The organism is Delftia sp. GW456-R20 (assembly GCF_001622915.1).
GTDB lineage: Bacteria > Pseudomonadota > Gammaproteobacteria > Burkholderiales > Burkholderiaceae_C > Comamonas > Comamonas acidovorans.
Window position 1 is genome coordinate 2561184 of the sequence record NZ_LWCN01000004.1, and the last position, 18230, is coordinate 2579413.

Consider the following 18230-nt stretch of genomic DNA (forward strand, 5'->3'; position numbering starts at 1 on the left):
CCAGCTGTCGGCCCGGGCCTTCCCTGCTGGGCGCCGCCTGCCGCAGCGGCCACAATGGGCCATGAGCCGTCCGGGCCGCATCCCGCACCCGGCCCCAGCAACGCAAAGGAGAGCGCCCGCCATGACCACCACCCATTTGCTGTACCTGCACGGCTTTCGCTCCTCTCCCCAATCCAACAAGGCCCGTCGCCTTGCCGAGCATGTGGCCACGCGCCATCCCCATGTGCGCTGGTGGAGCCCGCAACTGCCCCCTTCCCCGCGCGAGGCGGCTGCCCTGATTGCCGATGGCATCGGCAGCTGGCCGCGCGAGACCATGGCCGTGATCGGCTCCTCGCTGGGCGGCTACTACGCCAGCTGGGTGGCCCAGCTGGCGCGCTGCCGCAGCGTGATGATCAACCCGGCCGTCAACCCGGCGCGCGATCTTGAAAAGTACATCGGCGAGCAGACTTCCTGGCACAACCCGGAGGAGCGTTTCTTCTTCCGCCGCGAATACATCGAGGAGCTGCGCGCACTGGACACGCGCCATATGACACCGGCCGCCCCAGAAATGCTGCTGGCGGCCGAGGGCGACGAGGTGCTGGACTGGCGCGAGATGAGCGCACGCTATCCGCATGCGCTGCAGATCATCCAGGAGGGCGGCGATCACGCGCTGAGCAACTTCGAGGAGTACTTGCCTCAGCTGGACGAGTTCCTGAATCTGGCCTGATGCCGCGCAAGACTGCGCGGCAGCTGCCAGCCGCAGCATGGGAGAATGTCGGGCTATGCACGCATTGTTTGAAGAATCCGGCAAGTTCCTGGCCGGCCGCATCCTCTCCGAAGCCGACACCTCCGCCCAGGTGGAGCTGGACTCGGGCAAACGGGTCAAGGTCAAGTCGGCCAACATCCTGCTCAAGTTCGACAAGCCGGCGCCTGCCGAACTGATCGCCCAGGCGCAGGCGCAGGCCGCCCAGATCGATCTGGACCTGGCCTGGGAATTCGCCCCCGAGGAGGAATTCGGCTTCGCCGACCTTGCACGCGACTATTTCTCGGACAAGGCCACGCTGGCCGAGCAGGCCGGCGCGCTGTTCCGCCTCTACGACGCACCGCACTACTTCCGCCGCTCCGGCAAGGGCCGCTTCAAGAAGGCGCCGGCCGAGATCCTGCAGCAGGCGCTGGCCGGCATAGAGAAGAAAAAGCAGATCCAGGCCCAGATCACGGCCTGGGCCGAGCAACTGGGCGCCGGCGAATGCCCCGGCCCCATCCGCGAGCAGCTCTACAAGATCCTGTTCCGCCCCGACAAGAACGCCGCCGAATACAAGGCCGTGGTCGAGGCCAGCCGCGCCACGCGCCTGGCCCCGCTGGACCTGCTGCACAGGGCCGGCGCCATTGAATCGGCCTACGAGTTCCACTGGAAGCGCTTCCTGTTCGACCACTTCCCCAAGGGTACGCAGTTCCCGGCCCTGCAGGCACCCCAGCCACCGGCCGACCTGCCGCTGGCCGAAGTCCAGGCGTTTTCCATCGACGACTCGGCCACCACCGAAATCGACGATGCGCTGTCGGTGCGCGGCCTGGGCACGGGCACGGTCACCGTGGGTATCCACATTGCCGCGCCCGGTCTGGCCATCGTGCCGGGCACGCCGCTGGACCAGCTCGGCCGCTCGCGCCTGTCCACCGTCTACATGCCCGGCTACAAGATCACCATGCTGCCCGACGAGGTGGTGCAGATCTACACGCTGGACGAAGGCCGCGCCAACCCCGCCGTGTCGCTGTACGTCACCGTGGACGAGGCCACGCTGGAGACCACGACCAGCGAGACGCGCCTGGAGCGCGTGCCCGTGCAGGTCAACTTCCGCCATGACAAGCTGGACCACATCGTCACCGAGCAGTGGCTGGCCGACCCCTCCTTCGAGGTCGAGGGCACGCCCGAAGTGCTGCAAGGCAAGCGCGCCGAACTGACGTTCCTGCAGCGCTGGGCCAAGCACCTGAAGGCAGGTCGTGAAGTGGTGCGCGGCAAGCCCGAGAACTTCAACCGCCCCGACTACAACTTCCGCCTCGTGGGCAACGGCGGCGCCGAGCCCCGCGGCAACGAGCAGGTGGAGATCAGCGTGCGCAAGCGCGGCGCGCCGCTGGACCTGATCGTGGCCGAGGCCGCCATCGTGGCCAACAGCACCTGGGGCGGCTGGATGGCCGAGCTCGGCGTGCCCGGCATCTACCGCAGCCAGGCCAGCCTGGCGCCCGGCATCAAGGTGCGCATGTCCACCAAGGCGCAGCCCCATGCAGGCATCGGCGTCAAGAGCTACGCCTGGGCCACCTCGCCGCTGCGCCGCTACGTGGACCTGGTCAACCAGTGGCAGATCATTGCCTGCGCGCGCCACGGCAAGACCGCCGCCCTGGCCGCGCCGTTCAAGCCCAAGGATGCCGAGCTGTTCGGCATCATCAGCAGCTTCGACGGTGCCTACAGCGCCTACAACGGCTACCAGGCCGGCATGGAACGGTTCTGGACGCTCAAGTACCTGCAGCAGCACGCCATCACCGAGCTGACGGCCACCGTCATCAAGGAAGGCATGGGCGGCGGCCTGCTGGTGCGCGCCGATGACCTGCCCCTGGTCTTCCCCGTGCTGGGCGTCACCGGCCTGCCGCGCGGCGCCCATGTGCGCGTGCGCCTGGGCGAGATCGACGAGATCGCGCTCGATGTCTCGGGCACGCTGATCGAGCGCCTGGATGGCGATGCGGCGGCCGCTGCCGATGGCGCCGAAGACAGCGCCGAGGATGACGAGGAAGCCGTGGCCGGCCCCATCGCCATCGCCGTGGACATGAACGAGACCGATGGCACACCGGCGGCCGACCCCGCCCAGCCCTGACCTGCCTCACATCCGAGCAACTGCCCCAGATCTGACGTGAAACTGCCTACCGCCCTCCGTTCCCTGAGCACGCTGCAGTTGGCACTGGGCGTTTCCATCGCCCTGCATGCCGGGTTGTTCTCGTTCCGGTTCATCGACCCGGAGCGCTTCGACCGCGTGTTCCAGGACACGCCGCTGGAAGTCATCCTGGTCAATGCCCGCGCCAACGAGCAGCCCGACAAGGCACAGGCCATCGCGCAGACCTCGCTGGCCGGAGGCGGCGAGGCCGACAAGGGCCGGGCCTCCAGCCCCATGCCCTACTCGGCACTCACGGCCGTGGGCGACGACTTCGAGGAACGCCAGCGCCAGATCGACTCCATGCAGGAGCAGCAGACCGTCTTGCTGACACAGTTGCGCAAGCAGGTCGCGGCCCTGCCGCCGCTGGACCCGCGCGAGGCGGCCAAGCAGACCAAGGAGCAGCAGGCCCAGCAGGAAAAGCGCCAGCAGTTGGTCAAGCTGCTGGCCGAGATCGAAAAGCGCATCAACGAGGAAAACGCCCGCCCCAAGAAGCGCTATATCAGCCCGTCCACGCGCGAGGCCGTCTACGCCATCTACTACGACGGCCTGCGCCGCAAGGTCGAGGACAAGGGCACGGAAAACTTCCCCGAGCAGGCCGGCAAGAAGCTCTATGGCGAGCTGGTCATGATCCTCACCGTCAACCACGACGGCCGCGTGCTGTCCACCGAGATCGTGCAGGGCTCGGGCAACCGCCTGCTGGACACCCGGGCCGAGGCCATTGCGCGTGCAGCCGGCCCCTTCGGCCATTTCGGCCCCGCCATGCGCGCCAAGGCCGACCAGATCGCCGTGGTCTCGCGCTTCAAGTTCACCCGCGAGCAGACGCTGCAGACGACCGTGCAGTAGCGCCCTCCTCCTCTCTTCGCGCACCCTCCTTTTCCGACATGACTTCCGCCGCCACCTCCTCCGACCGCTACTGCGTCATGGGCAACCCCGTCGCGCACAGCCGCTCGCCCTGGATCCATGCCCGCTTTGCCGAACTGTGCGGGCAGGACCTGCACTACGAGCGCCAGCATGTGGAGCTGCAAGGCTTTGCCGAGGCCGTGCGCGGCTTCGTCGCGGCAGGCGGGCGCGGCTGCAATGTCACCGTGCCCTTCAAGCTGGAAGCCGCACAGCTGGCCACCACCTCCAGCGAGCGCGTGCAACTGGCCGGCGCCGCCAACACCCTGGTGCTGGCGGCGGACGGCATCCATGCCGACAACACCGACGGCCTGGGCCTGGTGGCCGACATCGTGCGCAATGCGGGCGTGCCGCTGGCCGGGCGCGACCTGCTACTGCTGGGCGCGGGTGGCGCCGCAGCCGGCGCACTGGGCTCGCTGCTTGCCGAGCGCCCGCGCCGCATCGCCGTGGTCAACCGCACCTTCGAGCGCGCCCAGGCCCTGGTGCAGCGCCATGCCGCCATCGCCGCGCACCATGGCGTGGAACTGGTGGCGCTGGAGCAGCAGGCCGTGGATGAGGATTTCGACGTGGTCATCAACGCCACCGCCAGCAGCCTGGCCGGTGCCGAGGTGCCCGTGCCGGCCCGCGTGCTGCGGCCTGGCAGCCTGGCCTACGACATGATGTACGGCGCCGCAGCCCAGGGCTTCCTGCAATGGGCCGAGCAGCATGGCGCCCAGGCCCGCGACGGGCTGGGCATGCTGGTGGAGCAGGCCGCCGAATCGTTCGCACTGTGGCGCGGCGTGCGCCCGCCCTCGGCCCAGGTGCTGAACGAGCTGCGCGCCCATATTGCTCAAGGCGGCTGAGCGCTTTATGAAATCCCTGGCACGCGCCCTGCTGCTGGTGCTGTGCGCCGGCCTGCTGCTGCAGCTGTTCTTTGTGCTGCGCATTGCGCTGATGGTGGTGGTCGATCCTGAATCCACGGCCTTTCAGCGCTCCGAGGCCTGGCAGATGCTGCGCAGCTCCGAAGGCCTGCACTGGAGCCAGCAATGGCTGCCCTACGACCGCATCGCGCCCACGCTCAAGCGCGCCGTCATCGCCTCCGAAGATGACAGCTTCACCGAACACCACGGGGTGCAATGGGAGGCCATCGAGAAGGCCTGGCAGCGCAACCAGCGCGCCGAAGCCCGTGCCCAGAAGGCAGACAACGGCAAGGCGCCCAAGATCTACGGCGGCTCCACCATCACCCAGCAGCTGGCCAAGAACCTGCTGCTGTCGGGCGAACGCAGCCTGCTGCGCAAGGGCCAGGAACTGGTGCTGACCCAGCTGCTGGAACTGATGCTGAGCAAGCAGCGCATCCTGGAGATCTACCTCAACAGCGTGGAATGGGGCCAGGGCGTGTTTGGCGCGGAGGCTGCAGCCCGCCACTACTTTCGCAAGAGCGCCTCACAGCTCAGCGCGGCCGAGGCCGCACGCCTGGCCGTGATGCTGCCCCAGCCCAAGCGCTTCGAGAAGCTGCCCAACTCCGGCTATCTGCTGCAGCGCACGCGCACGGTCATGCAAAGAATGCCCAGCGCCGTCATCCCCTGAACGGCTACAGTCACGCCATGCGCATTCTTGGAATAGACCCCGGGCTGCAGACCACGGGATTCGGCGTGATCGACGTCGACGGCCACCGCCTGGCCTATGTGGCCAGCGGCACCATCCGCACCACCGGCATCGCGCTCGGCGACCTGCCGGGCCGGCTCAAGCTGCTGTTCGACGGCATCTCGGAAGTCGCCAGCCGCTACCAGCCCGACACCTCGGCCGTGGAAATCGTCTTCGTCAACGTCAACCCCCAGTCCACGCTGCTGCTGGGCCAGGCGCGCGGCGCCGCGCTCACGGCCCTGGTCAATGCGGGCCTGCCGGTCGCCGAATACACGGCGCTGCAGATGAAAAAGGCCATGACCGGCCACGGCCGCGCGGCCAAGAGCCAGATCCAGGAAATGGTGCGCCGCCTGCTGCAACTGCCCGGCCTGCCCGGCACCGACGCAGCCGACGCCCTGGGCCTGGCCATCACCCACGCCCATGCGGGCGCCGCCATGTCGAAGATGGCCGAGGTCACGCAGCTGCAGCGCCGCCAGCATGCCGTCTACAAGGGCGGGCGCGTCTACTAGGACACCAGTGCTTGGCCACCCTGCTCGGCCCTGAGCCTGATCCATTGCGCGATCCGGGGGAACACATCGGATTGCGCATTGCCGGCCATCAGCAACCTGCTGTGGCTGTAGTCTTCGACAAAACCGGTGGCCTTGCCACACAGCACGAACTCCACATCCGTCCCGCCGAAGGCGCTTGCCAGCGCTTCGCACCCCTGCCAGGGTGCAATCAGACGGTCTCCAGCACCCGCCAGCGCCAGAACGGGGATACGCACCTGGGAGAGTGCCTGCAGGTAGTTCATGCCGTCATGTCCCACAAATCGGCGCTGGAGATTCCACTGACACCACTGGCGCATCAGTTGGCCGCTTTCCGCCTCGGGCCCCACCATGCGGTTGGCTGCCAGCCAGTTCCGGCGGCCTATCCACGCCAGGTAACCCCGGATCCTGGCCCAGGCCAGCGGTGTGGCGGCAGCATGGGTGGCCTGGGCGGCCAACAGCACGACACCCGCCAGATGGTCCCGGGCCACATCGGGATTGCGAGCGGCCCAGATGGCTGCCGCAATGCCGCCCCCGCTGTGGCCTATCAGGGTCAAAGGCCGGCCCCGCTCCTCGCTGCGGATGGCCTCGACGGCACTGGCGATGTCATGCCTGGCCACGGCTTCCAGATCATGGCCATGGCCGCAGGCCGGGTTCCGTCCATGGCTGCGCCAGCCGAAGAGCCAAGTGCCGAATCCCTGCGCCGCCAGATACGCACCGAGCCGGTCGCAGGATGCGGGGCCGGAGAAGGTGCCGTGCGTGATGGCCACGACAGGCCCCTGGGCGCAGCCGCTGCGCACCAGCACAAGGGTGTGGCCGTCGCCGGCCCGGATCCGAATTTCCTTCATGGCGGCCCGGCAGTCTCCGCAATGGCGGCAGCGCAGCCCATTCAGGACCTCAGACGATGCGCCCAAAAAACAGCACGGCGAAAAACGTCACGCCGGCAATCACGGTCCACTTGAGGATGATGAAGCCCCAGCGCTTGTAGTGCGGTCGGCCCGTGCCCAGGTAGAACGCGAAGGAGACGGCCGAGGCCAGCAGCAGCAGGGTGGCCAGCCAGCGGAAGATCAGCATGGCGGCGCTCGCCTCACCAGGCCCGCGCGGGCTGGGCGAAGCCCTTGGGTGCCTGGCGCTCGCTGTCGAAGCTGACCAGTTCCCAGGCGTCGGGCTGGGCCAGCAGGGCACGCAGCAACTGGTTGTTCATGCCGTGGCCCGAGCGGAAGGCGCTGTAGGCGGCCAGCAGCGGCCTGCCGATCAGGTACAGGTCGCCGATGGCGTCGAGGATCTTGTGCTTGGCGAACTCGTCGTCGTAGCGCAGGCCGTCGCTGTTGAGCACCTTGTAGTCGTCCATGACGATGGCGTTGTCCATGCCGCCGCCCAGCGCCAGGCCATGGCTGCGCAGCATTTCCACGTCCTTGGTGAAGCCGAAGGTGCGCGCGCGTGCGATGTCGCGCGTGTAGTTGTCCTCGCCCATGTCGAACTCCACGCACTGGCCCGTGGAGTCCACGGCCGGATGGGCGAAGTCGATCTCGAAGCGCAGCTTGAAGCCGTGGTAGGGGTCAAAGCGCGCCCACTTGAGGTTCTGGCCCTCGCCCTCGCGCACCTCGACGGGGCGGATGACGCGGATGAAGCGCTTGGGAGCCTTTTGCAGCTCGATGCCCGCGCTTTGCAGCAGGAACACGAAGGAGGCGGAGGAGCCGTCGAGGATGGGCACTTCCTCGGCGGTGATGTCTATGTAGATGTTGTCGAGCCCGAGGCCGGCAATGGCCGACATCAGGTGCTCCACGGTATGCACCTTGGCGCCGCCGGTGCCGATGGTGGAGGCCATGCGCGTGTCGGTGACGGCTTCGGCCGAGATCGGGATGTCCACAGGCTCCGGCAGGTCCACGCGACGGAACACGATGCCGGTGTCGGGCTGCGCGGGTCGCAGCGTCAACTCGACGCGCTGGCCGCTGTGCAGGCCCACGCCAACGGCACGGGTGATCGTCTTGATGGTGCGTTGTTGGAGCATCCGGCTATTTTAGAACGCGGCAGCCGTGCGCAGGGCATGGCCCTGGCACGGCTTTCGCTATCACGACTATGCAGCGACCGTATGGGCCGCTGCTCAGTCAGCCTGCTTGCGCAGGAAGGCCGGGATTTCCAGATCGTCCATGCCGCCGGAGGCCAGGGCATCGACGCGGGCAGCGGCCTGCGTGCGGTTGGTACGCCAGACGCTGGGGACCGACATGTTGTTGGCATAGTCGGCACCGCCAGCGGCACCGCCGACCAGGCCGCCGGCTGCCGTGGCGGCACCCATGGAGGCCGAGGGCAGCTGGTAGCTCATGTTGTCGGTACCGGTGCGCAGACCGCCCTGCACCACCTGCATGTTCTGGCGGCGTGCGCTGGGGCGCGACAGGCCGGTGGCGACCACGGTGACGCGGATCTCGTCGCCCAGGGTGTCGTCGTAGGCGGCGCCGTAGATCACGTGCGCATCGGGCGAGGCATAGGCATTGATGGTGCTCATGGCCAGGCGCGACTCGGACAGCTTGAGGCTGCCCTTGGCGGCCGTGACCAGCACCAGCACGCCCTTGGCGCCCGACAGGTCGATGCCTTCCAGCAGCGGGCAGGCCACGGCCTGCTCGGCGGCGATGCGCGCGCGGTCGGGGCCGGCGGCCTTGGCCGTGCCCATCATGGCCTTGCCGGGCTCGCCCATGACGGTGCGCACGTCTTCGAAGTCGACGTTCACATGGCCGTACTCGTTGATGATTTCGGCAATGCCGCCCACGGCGTTCTTGAGAACGTCGTTGGCATGGGCAAAGGCCTCGTCCTGCGAGATGTCGTCACCCAGCACGTCCAGCAGCTTCTCGTTGAGCACGACGATCAGCGAATCGACATTGGCTTCGAGCTCGTTGAGGCCGCTGTCGGCGTTGGCCATGCGTCGGCCGCCTTCCCACTCGAAGGGCTTGGTGACCACGCCCACGGTGAGAATGCCCATTTCCTTGGCCACGCGCGCGATCACGGGCGCAGCGCCCGTGCCCGTGCCGCCGCCCATGCCGGCCGTGATGAACAGCATGTGCGCGCCTTCGATGGCGGTGCGAATGTCGTCCTCGGCCATTTCGGCAGCCTCGCGGCCCTTGTCGGGCTTGCTGCCCGCGCCCAGGCCGCTGCCACCGAGCTGGATGGTGCGGTGGGCGCTGCTGCGCAGCAGCGCCTGCGCGTCGGTGTTGGCGCAGACGAATTCCACACCCTGCACGTTGCGCGCAATCATGTGCTCGACGGCGTTGCCGCCGCCGCCGCCAACGCCGATCACCTTGATCTGCGTACCCTGGTTGAATTCTTCAACTTCAATCATGTCGATGGGCATGTTGGTTCTCCTGTAGCTCTCTGTAAGTGGTCACCACCGTCTGGGGAAAATTCTGTCTTCTGTCCGGTATTCGGAAGCCGGTGGGCGGGCCGGTAATGCGCAGTCGATGAAAGCACATATCAAAAGTTCCCCACGATGAAGTCTTTGAAACGGCCAAAAGCGGTCTTCATCGACCCACTCTTTTGTGCCACCTTGAAACCGCGCAGGCGAGCCAGGCGGGCCTCTTCGAGCAATCCCATCACGGTGGCGGCGCGGGGTTGGGCCACCATGTCTGCCAGAGCGCTCGAATACTTGGGGATGCCGCGGCGCACGGGCTTGAGGAAGATGTCCTCGCCCAGTTCCACCATGCCCGGCATGACGGCGCTGCCGCCGGTCAGCACGATGCCCGAGGACAGAACTTCCTCGTAGCCGGAATCGCGCACCACCTGCTGCACCAAAGAAAAGATCTCTTCCACGCGCGGCTCGATCACGCCGGCCAGCGCCTGCTTGCTGATCATGCGCGGGCTGCGGTCGCCCAGGCCCGGCACTTCGACCTGGGCATCGGGGTCGGCCAGCAGCTGCTTGGCATAGCCGCTTTCGACCTTGATGTCCTCGGCGTCCTTGGTCGGCGTGCGCAGCGCCATGGCGATGTCGCTGGTGATCAGGTCGCCCGCGATCGGGATGACGGCCGTGTGCCGGATGGCGCCGCCCGTGAAGATGGCCACGTCGGTGGCGCCCGCGCCGATATCGACCACGGCCACGCCCAGCTCGCGCTCGTCGTCGGTGAGCACGGCCTGGCTCGATGCCAGCGGGTTGAGCAGCAGCTGCTCGACCTCCAGGCCGCAGCGGCGCACGCACTTGATGATGTTCTCGGCCGCGCTCTGCGCGCCCGTGACGATGTGGATCTTGGCCTCCAGGCGGATGCCGCTCATGCCGATGGGCTCGCGCACTTCCTGGCCGTCGATCACGAATTCCTGCGGCTCGACCAGCAGCAGTCGCTGGTCCGAGGAGATGTTGATGGCCTTGGCCGTCTCCATCACCCGCGCCACGTCGGTGGCCGTGACTTCCTTGTCCTTGATGGCCACCATGCCGCTGGAGTTCAGGCCGCGGATGTGGCTGCCGGTGATGCCGGTGCACACGCGCTGGATCTTGCAGTCGGCCATCAGCTCGGCCTCTTTCAAGGCCTGCTGGATGCTCTGCACGGTGGCGTCGATGTTCACCACCACGCCCCGCTTGAGTCCGTTGCTCGGGGCCACGCCGAGGCCGGCGAGCTTGAGTTCGCCGTTGTACAGGACCTCGGCGACCACGACCATGACCTTGGCCGTGCCGATGTCCAGTCCGACGATCACATCTTTGTATTCTCTTGCCATATCAGCATCCGCCCCCGGTTGGTTCTGTCCTGTCGCTGTGTCGCTGCATGGTGTGCGTGTACATAGGTCTTTCCTCCCTCGTCTTCAGCGTCGGGGACGCACTGCAGCCGGCGCCTTGGCCGTGCCGGTGGTCACACCGCGCAGCCTCAGCGCATATCCGTCTTCGTAGCGCAGGTCGGCCGACTCGATGGCGTCGGCCTTGCGCTTGTATTGGGTCGTGATCTGGGGCAGCGTGCGCACGAAGCGCTGCACGCGCTGCAGCACGGCTTCCACGCTGCCGCCACCCAGTTCGATCTGTGCATCATTGGCCAGCCTGAGCTGCCAGCTTCCGCGCGCATTGAGCGTGAGCCCGTCGATCTCCACATCCAGCGGCCCCAGCGCCGGCACCAGCAGCCGGTACATCTGCAGCATCTGCGGGGCGCTGTCCTCGGGGCCCTGCAGGCGCGGCAGGCCGTCGCGGTCGAGCTCGCCCAGGTTGGCCTCGAAGACCTCGCCAAAGCTGTTGATCAGGCCGGTGCCCGAATCGGGGCCCCAGAAGGCCTCGGCCACATGCTCGTGCAGGATGACGCGCAGGCTGTTGGGATAGTCGCGGCGCACCTGCGCCTCGCGCACCCAGGGCACCTGCTCGAATGCCGCCTTGGCCCCCTTGAGGTCCACGGTGAAGAAGTTGCCCGTGAGCACCGGCGCCACGTTGGCGCGCAGCGTCACCGTGTTGTTGTGCACCAGCTCGCCCTCGACCACGATGCGGCCGATGTTGAAGGCCGGGTGGCGCAGCGCCCACCAGCTCACCGCTGCCAGCCCCAGCGCAGCCACGCCCACGAACAGGACCGTGGCGGTCACGTTCATGAGCTTGACGTCGAAGGGGGCCGGCAGGGAGTAGCTCATGCGTGCTCCTGCTCCGGTTGCGCGGCGTCCAGCGCGGCGCTGGCCAGGATGCCCAGGCAGAGGTTCTCGTAGCTGACACCGATGGCGCGGGCCGACATGGGCACCAGCGAGTGACCCGTCATGCCCGGCGAGGTGTTGATCTCCAGCAGGAAGGGCTTGCGATCGCTGGCGCGGATCATGATGTCGGCGCGCGACCAGCCGCGGCAGCCCAGCGTGCGGAAGGCCAGCACGACGATGCGCCGGATCTCGGCCTCTTCCTCGGCAGGCAGTCCGCTGGGGCAGTGGTACTTGGTGTCGTCGGTGAAGTACTTGTTCTGGTAGTCGTAGTTGCCTTCGGGGGCGACGATGCGGATCACGGGCAGCGCATGGGCGCCCTCGCCGGTGCCGAGCACGGGGCAGGTGGTCTCGTCGCCCTCGATGAACTCTTCGCAGAGCACTTCGGGGTCGTAGCGGGAGGCCAGCACATAGGCCTGCTCGCATTCCTCGGCCGTCCAGACCTTGGTCAGGCCGATGGTCGAGCCCTCGCGCGAGGGCTTGACGATCATGGGCGCGCCCAGCGCCTGCAGCGCGGCGCGCGTCTCGCCTGCGCTGGCGACCAGACGCCAGTCCGGTGTGGGCAGGCCCTCGAAGCGCCAGATGCGCTTGGTCATGATCTTGTCCATGGCGATGCTGGAGGCCATCACGCCGGGGCCCGTGTACGGGATGCCCAGCAGCTCCAGCGCGCCCTGCACCGTGCCGTCTTCGCCGTAGCGGCCGTGCAGCGCGATGAAGCAGCGGTCGAACCCTTCCTTCTTCAACTCGCCCAGGTCGCGCTCGGCGGGGTCGAAGGCATGGGCGTCCACGCCATGCGACAGCAGGGCCTTGAGCACGCCCGTGCCCGACATCAGCGAGACCTCGCGCTCGGCCGAGCGGCCGCCCAACAGCACGGCCACCTTGCCCAGGGCCTTGACATCGATCTGGGTGCCGAAGCTGCTCATTGCACAGCTCCCTGCTGCGCCTGCAGCTCTTGTTTCTGAAGCATTTCAACCAACTTTCCGGGCACGGCGCCAATCGAGCCTGCCCCCATGCACAACAACACGTCGCCATCGCGGGCATTGACGGCAATGGCCGCCGGCAGCTCGGCAACGTTTTCCACAAACACCGGCTCGACACGGCCGGCCACGCGCAGGGCGCGTGTCAGCGAGCGGCCGTCGGCCGCCACCACGGGCGCCTCGCCGGCCGCATAGACCTCGGTCAGCAGCACGGCGTCGGCCAGGCCGATGACCTTGACGAAATCCTCGAAGCAGTCGCGCGTGCGGCTGTAACGGTGCGGCTGGAATGCCAGCACCAGGCGGCGGCCCGGGAAGGCGCCGCGCGCGGCGGCCAGCGTGGCCGCCATCTCGACGGGGTGGTGGCCATAGTCGTCGATGACGGTGAAGCTGCCGCCGTCGGCAGTCGCCAGTTCGCCATAGCGCTGAAAGCGCCGGCCCACGCCCTTGAAGCTTTCGAAGGCACGCAGCAGCGCGTCGTCGGAGATCTCCAGCTCCATGGCCACGGCCACGGCAGACAGCGCGTTGAGCACGTTGTGCTCGCCCGGCAGGCTCAGCACCACGTCCAGGTCGGGATAGCTCTGGCCGTTGCTGCGGCGCACCGTGAAATGCATGCTGCCAGCTTCGGCGCGCACGTTGAGGGCGCGCACCTGTGCGTCCTCGGCAAAGCCGTAGGTGGTCACGGGGCGGGCCACCTGGGGCAGGATCTCGCGCACGGCCGGACTGTCCACGCAGACGATGGCGCGGCCGTAGAACGGCATGCGGTGCAGGAAATCGACGAAGGCGCCCTTGAGCCGGCCGAAGTCATGACCGTAGGTTTCCATGTGGTCGGCGTCGATGTTGGTGACGACGGCCATCACGGGCAGCAGGTTCAGGAAGGAGGCATCGGACTCGTCGGCCTCGACCACGATGTAGTCGCCCTGGCCCAGCTTGGCGTTGGCGCCCGCGCTGTTGAGCTTGCCGCCGATGACGAAGGTCGGGTCCAGCCCGGCCTCGGCCAGCACGCTGGTCACCAGGCTGGTGGTCGTGGTCTTGCCATGGGCGCCCGCGATGGCGATGCCCTGCTTGAAGCGCATGAGCTCGGCCAGCATGAGCGCACGCGGCACGACGGGAATCTTGCGCTCGCGCGCGGCCAGCACCTCGGGATTGTCGGACTGCACGGCGGTGGAGGTGACGACGGCGTCAGCCCCTTCGATGTGCGCGGCCGCATGGCCGACGTGGGTGGCGATGCCCAGGCCGGCGAGCCGGCGCAGCGTGGCGCTGTCGGACAGGTCCGAGCCCGAGATGGCGTAACCCAGGTTGTGCAGCACCTCGGCGATGCCGCTCATTCCGGCGCCGCCGATGCCGACGAAATGGATGTGATGAATGGCGTGCTTCATGCGGCCAGTTCCTCACAGGCGGCGACCACCTCGGCGGTGGCATCGGTCTTTTGCATTTTCTTGGCTTTTCCAGCGCGCTCCAGCAGCGTCGCACGCTGCATATTTTGTAGCATTTCGGCCAGGCTTTGGGCAGTCAGTGCGCTTTGTTGCATCAACCATCCACCACCGGCATCGACCAGGAAACGCGCGTTCGTGGTCTGGTGGTCGTCCACGGCGGACGGGAAGGGCACATAGATGGCTGCGGCGCCCACGGCCGCGATCTCGGTGACCGTGCTGGCACCGGCGCGGCAGACGATGACATCGGCCTCGGCAAAGGCGCACGCCGTGTCGTCGATGAAGGGCGTCAGCTCGGCCTGCACGCCTGCGGCGGCATAGTTGGCGCGAAGGGCATCGATCTGCGCGGCGCCGCTTTGGTGCAGCACGACGGGCCGCACATCGGCAGGAATCAGGGCCAGCGCCTGGGGCACGATCTCGTTGAGCGCCTTGGCGCCCAGGCTTCCGCCCACCACCAGCAGGCGCAGCGGACCGCTGCGGCCCGCAAAGCGCTGCTCGGGCGCGGGCTGCTCGGTGAAGGCCTGGCGCAAGGGGTTGCCGACCCAGCGGCCCTTGGGGAATACGTTGGGGAAGGCGGTGAAGATGCGGTGGGAGACGCTGGCCAGCACCTTGTTGGCCATGCCGGCCACGGAGTTCTGCTCATGCAGCACCAGGGGCTTGCCGGCCAGCACGGCCATCATTCCACCGGGGAAACTGATGTAGCCACCCAGACCGACCACCACGTCGGGCTTGACACGGCGCACCACGGCCAGCGCCTGCCAGAAGGCACGCAGCAGGCGCATGGGCAAAAAGGCCAGGGTCATGATGCCCTTGCCGCGCACGCCCGAGAACTCGATGGTCTCCAGCGGGAAGCCCTGGGCCGGCACGATGCGCGACTCCATGGAGCCGGGCGCGCCCAGCCAGCGCACGTTCCAGCCGCGCTCGCGCAGGGCCTGGGCCACGGCCAGGCCCGGGAAGATATGTCCGCCCGTGCCGCCGGCCATGATCAGGGCCGTGCGCTGGCGTTGCGTGCCTTGGGAGATGGGCTGCTGTGTCATGCATGCCCTCCCTTCATCAGCAACTTGTTCTCGTAGTCCACCCTTAACACCACCGCTATCGCTATCAGATTCATCAAAATGGCCGAGCCCCCGAAACTCATCAGGGGCAGCGTCAGCCCCTTGGTCGGCAGCGCGCCCAGGTTCACGCCCATGTTGATGAAGGCCTGGAAACCCATCCAGATCGCAATGCCCTCGGCCACCAGGCCGGAGAACACCCGGTCCAGCGCAATGGCCTGCCGCCCTATGAGCATGATGCGGCGCGTCAGCCACAGGAAGGTGACGGCGATCAAGAGCACGCCGACCAGGCCGAATTCCTCGCCGATCACGGCCAGCAGGAAGTCGGTGTGCGCCTCGGGCAGCCAGTGCAGCTTCTCGACGCTGCGGCCCAGGCCCACGCCGAAGATCTCGCCGCGCCCGATGGCGATCAGCGCATGCGACAGCTGGTAGCCCTTGCCCAGGGCATGCTTTTCGTCCCAGGGATTGAGGTAGGCAAAGATGCGCTCGCGCCGCCATTCGGAGGTGGCGATGATCAGCACGAAGGCCAGCACCACCAGGGCCGCGATCAGGAAGAACATGCGCGCGTTGACACCGCCCAGGAACAGGATGCCCATGGCGATCACCACGATCACCATGAAGGCGCCCATGTCGGGCTCGGCCAGCAGCAGCACGCCGACCAGCACCACGGCCAGCCCCATGGGCAGCACGGCGCGGAAGAAGCGCTCCTTGACCTCCATCTTGCGCACCATGTAGTCGGCCGCATAGATGAGCACGGCGAACTTGGCCAGTTCGGACGGCTGGAAATTCATGATGCCCAGCGACAGCCAGCGCCGCGCACCGTTGACCACGGTGCCCACGTGCGGGATCAGCACGGCCACCAGCAGGACCAGGGACACCAGGAAGAGCTTGCGCGCCATGCGCTCCCAGGTGGCCATGGACACCTGGAAGGCCAGCAGCGCGCCGACGAAGGCCATGCCGATGGACATGGCATGGCGCATCAGGAAATGGGTGGGCGCGATCTTGCCGAAGCGCGGGTTGTCCGGCATGGCGATCGACGCCGAATACACCATGATCAGGCTCCAGGCCAGCAGGCCTATGACCACCCAGATCAGGGCCTGGTCCAGACCGAGCACGCTGGCCGGCGTCTGCGTGGGCCGGTGGTACTGGGGACCGCCCAGGCGCACGGGCAGCACGTCGATGGCCTTCTCCTGCGCACCTCCGAACCAGGAGCGCATGCGGCCCAGGACCTGCGATACGGCGGTCATGCAGCACCTCCGAGTTCATGCCCGGCATCCAGCGCCAGCGCGCGCACGGCATCGACGAACTGATGGGCCCGGTCCTCGTAGTTGCGGAACATGTCCAGGCTGGCACAGGCGGGCGACAGCAGCACGGCATCGCCCTCATGGGCGCGCGAGGCGGCCAGCTCCACGGCGTCGGCCATGGTGGTGGCGTCGACCAGGGGCACGCCGCAGTCCTGCAGGGCGGCGCGGATGCGGCCGGCGTCGCGGCCGATCAGCACGGCCGTGCGCACATGGCGCGACACGGGCGCGACCAGCGGAGAGAAATCCTGGCCCTTGCCGTCGCCACCCAGGATGACCACGATGCGGTGGTCAGGCCCCAGGCCGGACAGCGCGGCCACGGTGGCGCCCACGTTCGTGCCCTTGCTGTCGTCGTAGTACTCCACGCCGTTGACGCGGCCGATGGGCTGGACGCGGTGCGGCTCGCCCCGGTACTCACGCAGTCCATAGAGCAGCGGCGCCAGCGTGCAGCCGCCCGCGCTGGCCAGGGCCAGGGCAGACAGGGCGTTGATGGCGTTGTGCCGGCCGCGGATGCGCAGTGCGTCGGCAGGCATGAGGCGCTGGATGTACAGGTCTTCGGCGTTCTTGCCCTTGGCGGTTTCGTCGGCCTCATGGGCGCGCACCAGCCACGTCATGCCGCTGACCACTTCCAGGCCGAAGTCGCCGGGGCGGCGCGGCATGTCGCCGCCGAAGGTGATGTGGGCGCGCTGCTGGGGCTTTTGGCGCTTGCCCGGCGGCACCACGGGCGCCGGCAGCATGCGCATGACCTCGGGGTCTTCGCGGTTGAGCACCATGGTTCCGCTGCTGCCGAAGATGCAGGCCTTGGCATCGGCATAGGCGCGCAGGCTGCCGTGCCAGTCCAGATGGTCCTGGGTGATGTTGAGCACGGCGGCGGCCGTGGGCTCGAACATCTGCACGCCATCGAGCTGGAAGCTGGACAGCTCCAGCACCCAGGCCTGGGGCAGCGTTTCGGCATCGATGGCCTGGGTCAGCGTGTCCAGCAGCGTGGGGCCGATATTGCCGGCCACGGCCACGCGCAGGCCCGCATGCTCCAGCAGTTGGCCGGTCAGCGAGGTGACCGTGGTCTTGCCATTGGTCCCGGTGATGCCCAGCACCGTGGGACGGTAGCCATGGGCTGCGGCCAGGGCCTTGAGCGCCATGGCGAAGAGATCGAGCTCGCCGCCCACGGGCAGGCCCTGGGCGCGCGCGGTATCGACCACGGGCGCCACGGCGGCCGGGCTCAGGCCGGGCGAGCGGTAGACCAGGCCCAGGCTCTGGCCGTCCACCAGCTGCGCCGTGAACTCGCCGGGCACGAAGCGCACCTGGGGCAATTCGGTGGACAGCTGCTGCAGCTGGGGCGGTGCCTGGCGCGTATCGGCCACGATGACTTCGGCGCCGCAGCGCACGCACCAGCGTGCCATGGCCAGGCCCGAGGCGCCCAGACCCAGCACGAGCACGCGCTGGCCCTGCAGGTGCTGGACCTGCTCGCCGGGCCAGCCGGCAGCCACGGGCGGCAGCACCTGTTCGGATTCAACCGCCTCTTCGGCGGCAAGGGGCGTGACCTCGGCGTCCGACGAGTCGGAGATGCTGGGGTCCGCAAAGATCTGGGCCACGAAGGCGGCAGCATCCTTGGCCGCCGTCAGCGTGGCGATGTCGGGCACGGGCTCGGTAAGGGCCACAGGCACCGGCGGCACCTGCGGCACCTCGGCGGCCGGAGGCTCCGCCTCGCCGTCGCCAACTGGCACGGGAGCCGGTGAATCGTCCAGGACCGGGTCCGCAACCACCTGCCCCTCGGGAGCGAGGCCCGGCATTCCGGCCGGGTCCGCCAGCTCGACAAGCTCGGCAGGGGACGCCGGCACGGCGGGCTCGGTGGCCGGCAGTGCGTGGAGGTCGGTCTTGAAGTCTTCGGTGTTCATGCA

The 18230-nt window shown here is 67.9% G+C and carries 17 protein-coding genes; 6 read left to right on the forward strand and 11 right to left on the reverse strand.

Annotated features, from left to right (window positions below; genetic code table 11):
• Positions 1-121: 121 nt before the first annotated feature.
• Genes A4F85_RS16760 through ruvC form a run of 6 tightly spaced genes read left to right on the forward strand, consistent with a single transcriptional unit; the run spans position 122 to position 5926 of the window.
• Complete coding sequence (locus A4F85_RS16760) at positions 122-706, forward strand: YqiA/YcfP family alpha/beta fold hydrolase (protein ID WP_012203415.1); 585 nt, start codon at positions 122-124, stop codon at positions 704-706.
• A 55-nt stretch (positions 707-761) separates the two neighbouring features.
• Positions 762-2840, forward strand: a complete 2079-nt coding sequence (locus A4F85_RS16765) for a ribonuclease catalytic domain-containing protein (protein WP_063327216.1) — start codon at positions 762-764, stop codon at positions 2838-2840.
• Positions 2841-2876: 36 nt separating this feature from the next.
• Entirely contained in the window at positions 2877-3740 is an 864-nt protein-coding gene (locus tag A4F85_RS16770; RefSeq protein WP_012203413.1) for an energy transducer TonB, read from the forward strand.
• A 38-nt stretch (positions 3741-3778) separates the two neighbouring features.
• Positions 3779-4636 carry a shikimate dehydrogenase gene (gene aroE, locus A4F85_RS16775; RefSeq protein WP_063327217.1) on the forward strand — a complete coding sequence of 286 codons (858 nt, stop codon included), beginning with the start codon at positions 3779-3781 and terminating at the stop codon, positions 4634-4636.
• Between the two features lie 7 nt (positions 4637-4643).
• Complete coding sequence (mtgA, locus tag A4F85_RS16780) at positions 4644-5360, forward strand: monofunctional biosynthetic peptidoglycan transglycosylase (protein WP_012203411.1); 717 nt, start codon at positions 4644-4646, stop codon at positions 5358-5360.
• A gap of 17 nt (positions 5361-5377) precedes the next feature.
• The gene (gene ruvC, locus A4F85_RS16785; protein ID WP_012203410.1) at positions 5378-5926 is read left to right on the forward strand and encodes a crossover junction endodeoxyribonuclease RuvC; all 549 of its coding nucleotides are present in this window, start codon (positions 5378-5380) and stop codon (positions 5924-5926) included.
• Here ruvC and A4F85_RS16790 read toward each other — a convergent pair.
• From A4F85_RS16790 to murD, 11 genes are all read right to left on the reverse strand, one after another.
• On the reverse strand, positions 5923-6711 hold the full coding sequence (locus A4F85_RS16790; protein ID WP_231890569.1) for an alpha/beta fold hydrolase: 789 nt from the start codon (positions 6709-6711) through the stop codon (positions 5923-5925). The two genes, ruvC and A4F85_RS16790, sit on opposite strands and share 4 nt — an antisense overlap.
• Positions 6712-6838: 127 nt before the next feature.
• Positions 6839-7015, reverse strand: a complete 177-nt coding sequence (locus A4F85_RS30910; protein WP_012203407.1) for a hypothetical protein — start codon at positions 7013-7015, stop codon at positions 6839-6841.
• A 13-nt stretch (positions 7016-7028) separates the two neighbouring features.
• Positions 7029-7952 carry a UDP-3-O-acyl-N-acetylglucosamine deacetylase gene (lpxC, locus tag A4F85_RS16795; RefSeq protein WP_012203406.1) on the reverse strand — a complete coding sequence of 308 codons (924 nt, stop codon included), beginning with the start codon at positions 7950-7952 and terminating at the stop codon, positions 7029-7031.
• A 93-nt stretch (positions 7953-8045) separates the two neighbouring features.
• Positions 8046-9284 carry a cell division protein FtsZ gene (ftsZ, locus tag A4F85_RS16800; RefSeq protein WP_012203405.1) on the reverse strand — a complete coding sequence of 413 codons (1239 nt, stop codon included), beginning with the start codon at positions 9282-9284 and terminating at the stop codon, positions 8046-8048.
• Positions 9285-9403: 119 nt separating this feature from the next.
• Positions 9404-10633, reverse strand: coding sequence for a cell division protein FtsA (gene ftsA, locus A4F85_RS16805; protein ID WP_012203404.1), 1230 nt, complete (start codon positions 10631-10633; stop codon positions 9404-9406).
• Positions 10634-10717: 84 nt separating this feature from the next.
• The gene (locus tag A4F85_RS16810) at positions 10718-11518 is read right to left on the reverse strand and encodes a cell division protein FtsQ/DivIB (protein ID WP_013804104.1); all 801 of its coding nucleotides are present in this window, start codon (positions 11516-11518) and stop codon (positions 10718-10720) included.
• A complete protein-coding gene (locus A4F85_RS16815; RefSeq protein WP_063327219.1) occupies positions 11515-12495 on the reverse strand; it encodes a D-alanine--D-alanine ligase in 981 nt (326 codons plus the stop codon). Before A4F85_RS16815 ends, A4F85_RS16810 begins: the two co-directional genes overlap by 4 nt.
• Positions 12492-13925: a UDP-N-acetylmuramate--L-alanine ligase gene (gene murC, locus A4F85_RS16820; RefSeq protein WP_013804106.1), complete on the reverse strand. Its 1434-nt coding sequence runs from the start codon at positions 13923-13925 to the stop codon at positions 12492-12494. Before murC ends, A4F85_RS16815 begins: the two co-directional genes overlap by 4 nt.
• Complete coding sequence (murG, locus tag A4F85_RS16825) at positions 13922-15016, reverse strand: undecaprenyldiphospho-muramoylpentapeptide beta-N-acetylglucosaminyltransferase (RefSeq protein ID WP_063327220.1); 1095 nt, start codon at positions 15014-15016, stop codon at positions 13922-13924. The genes murC and murG overlap by 4 nt, the downstream gene beginning before the upstream one ends.
• Positions 15013-16278 (reverse strand): putative lipid II flippase FtsW, encoded by a 1266-nt coding sequence (gene ftsW, locus A4F85_RS16830; protein WP_012203399.1) that lies wholly within the window; start codon positions 16276-16278, stop codon positions 15013-15015. The genes murG and ftsW overlap by 4 nt, the downstream gene beginning before the upstream one ends.
• Positions 16275-18227 (reverse strand): UDP-N-acetylmuramoyl-L-alanine--D-glutamate ligase, encoded by a 1953-nt coding sequence (gene murD / locus A4F85_RS16835; RefSeq protein WP_063327221.1) that lies wholly within the window; start codon positions 18225-18227, stop codon positions 16275-16277. Before murD ends, ftsW begins: the two co-directional genes overlap by 4 nt.
• Between the last annotated feature and the right edge of the window lie 3 nt (positions 18228-18230).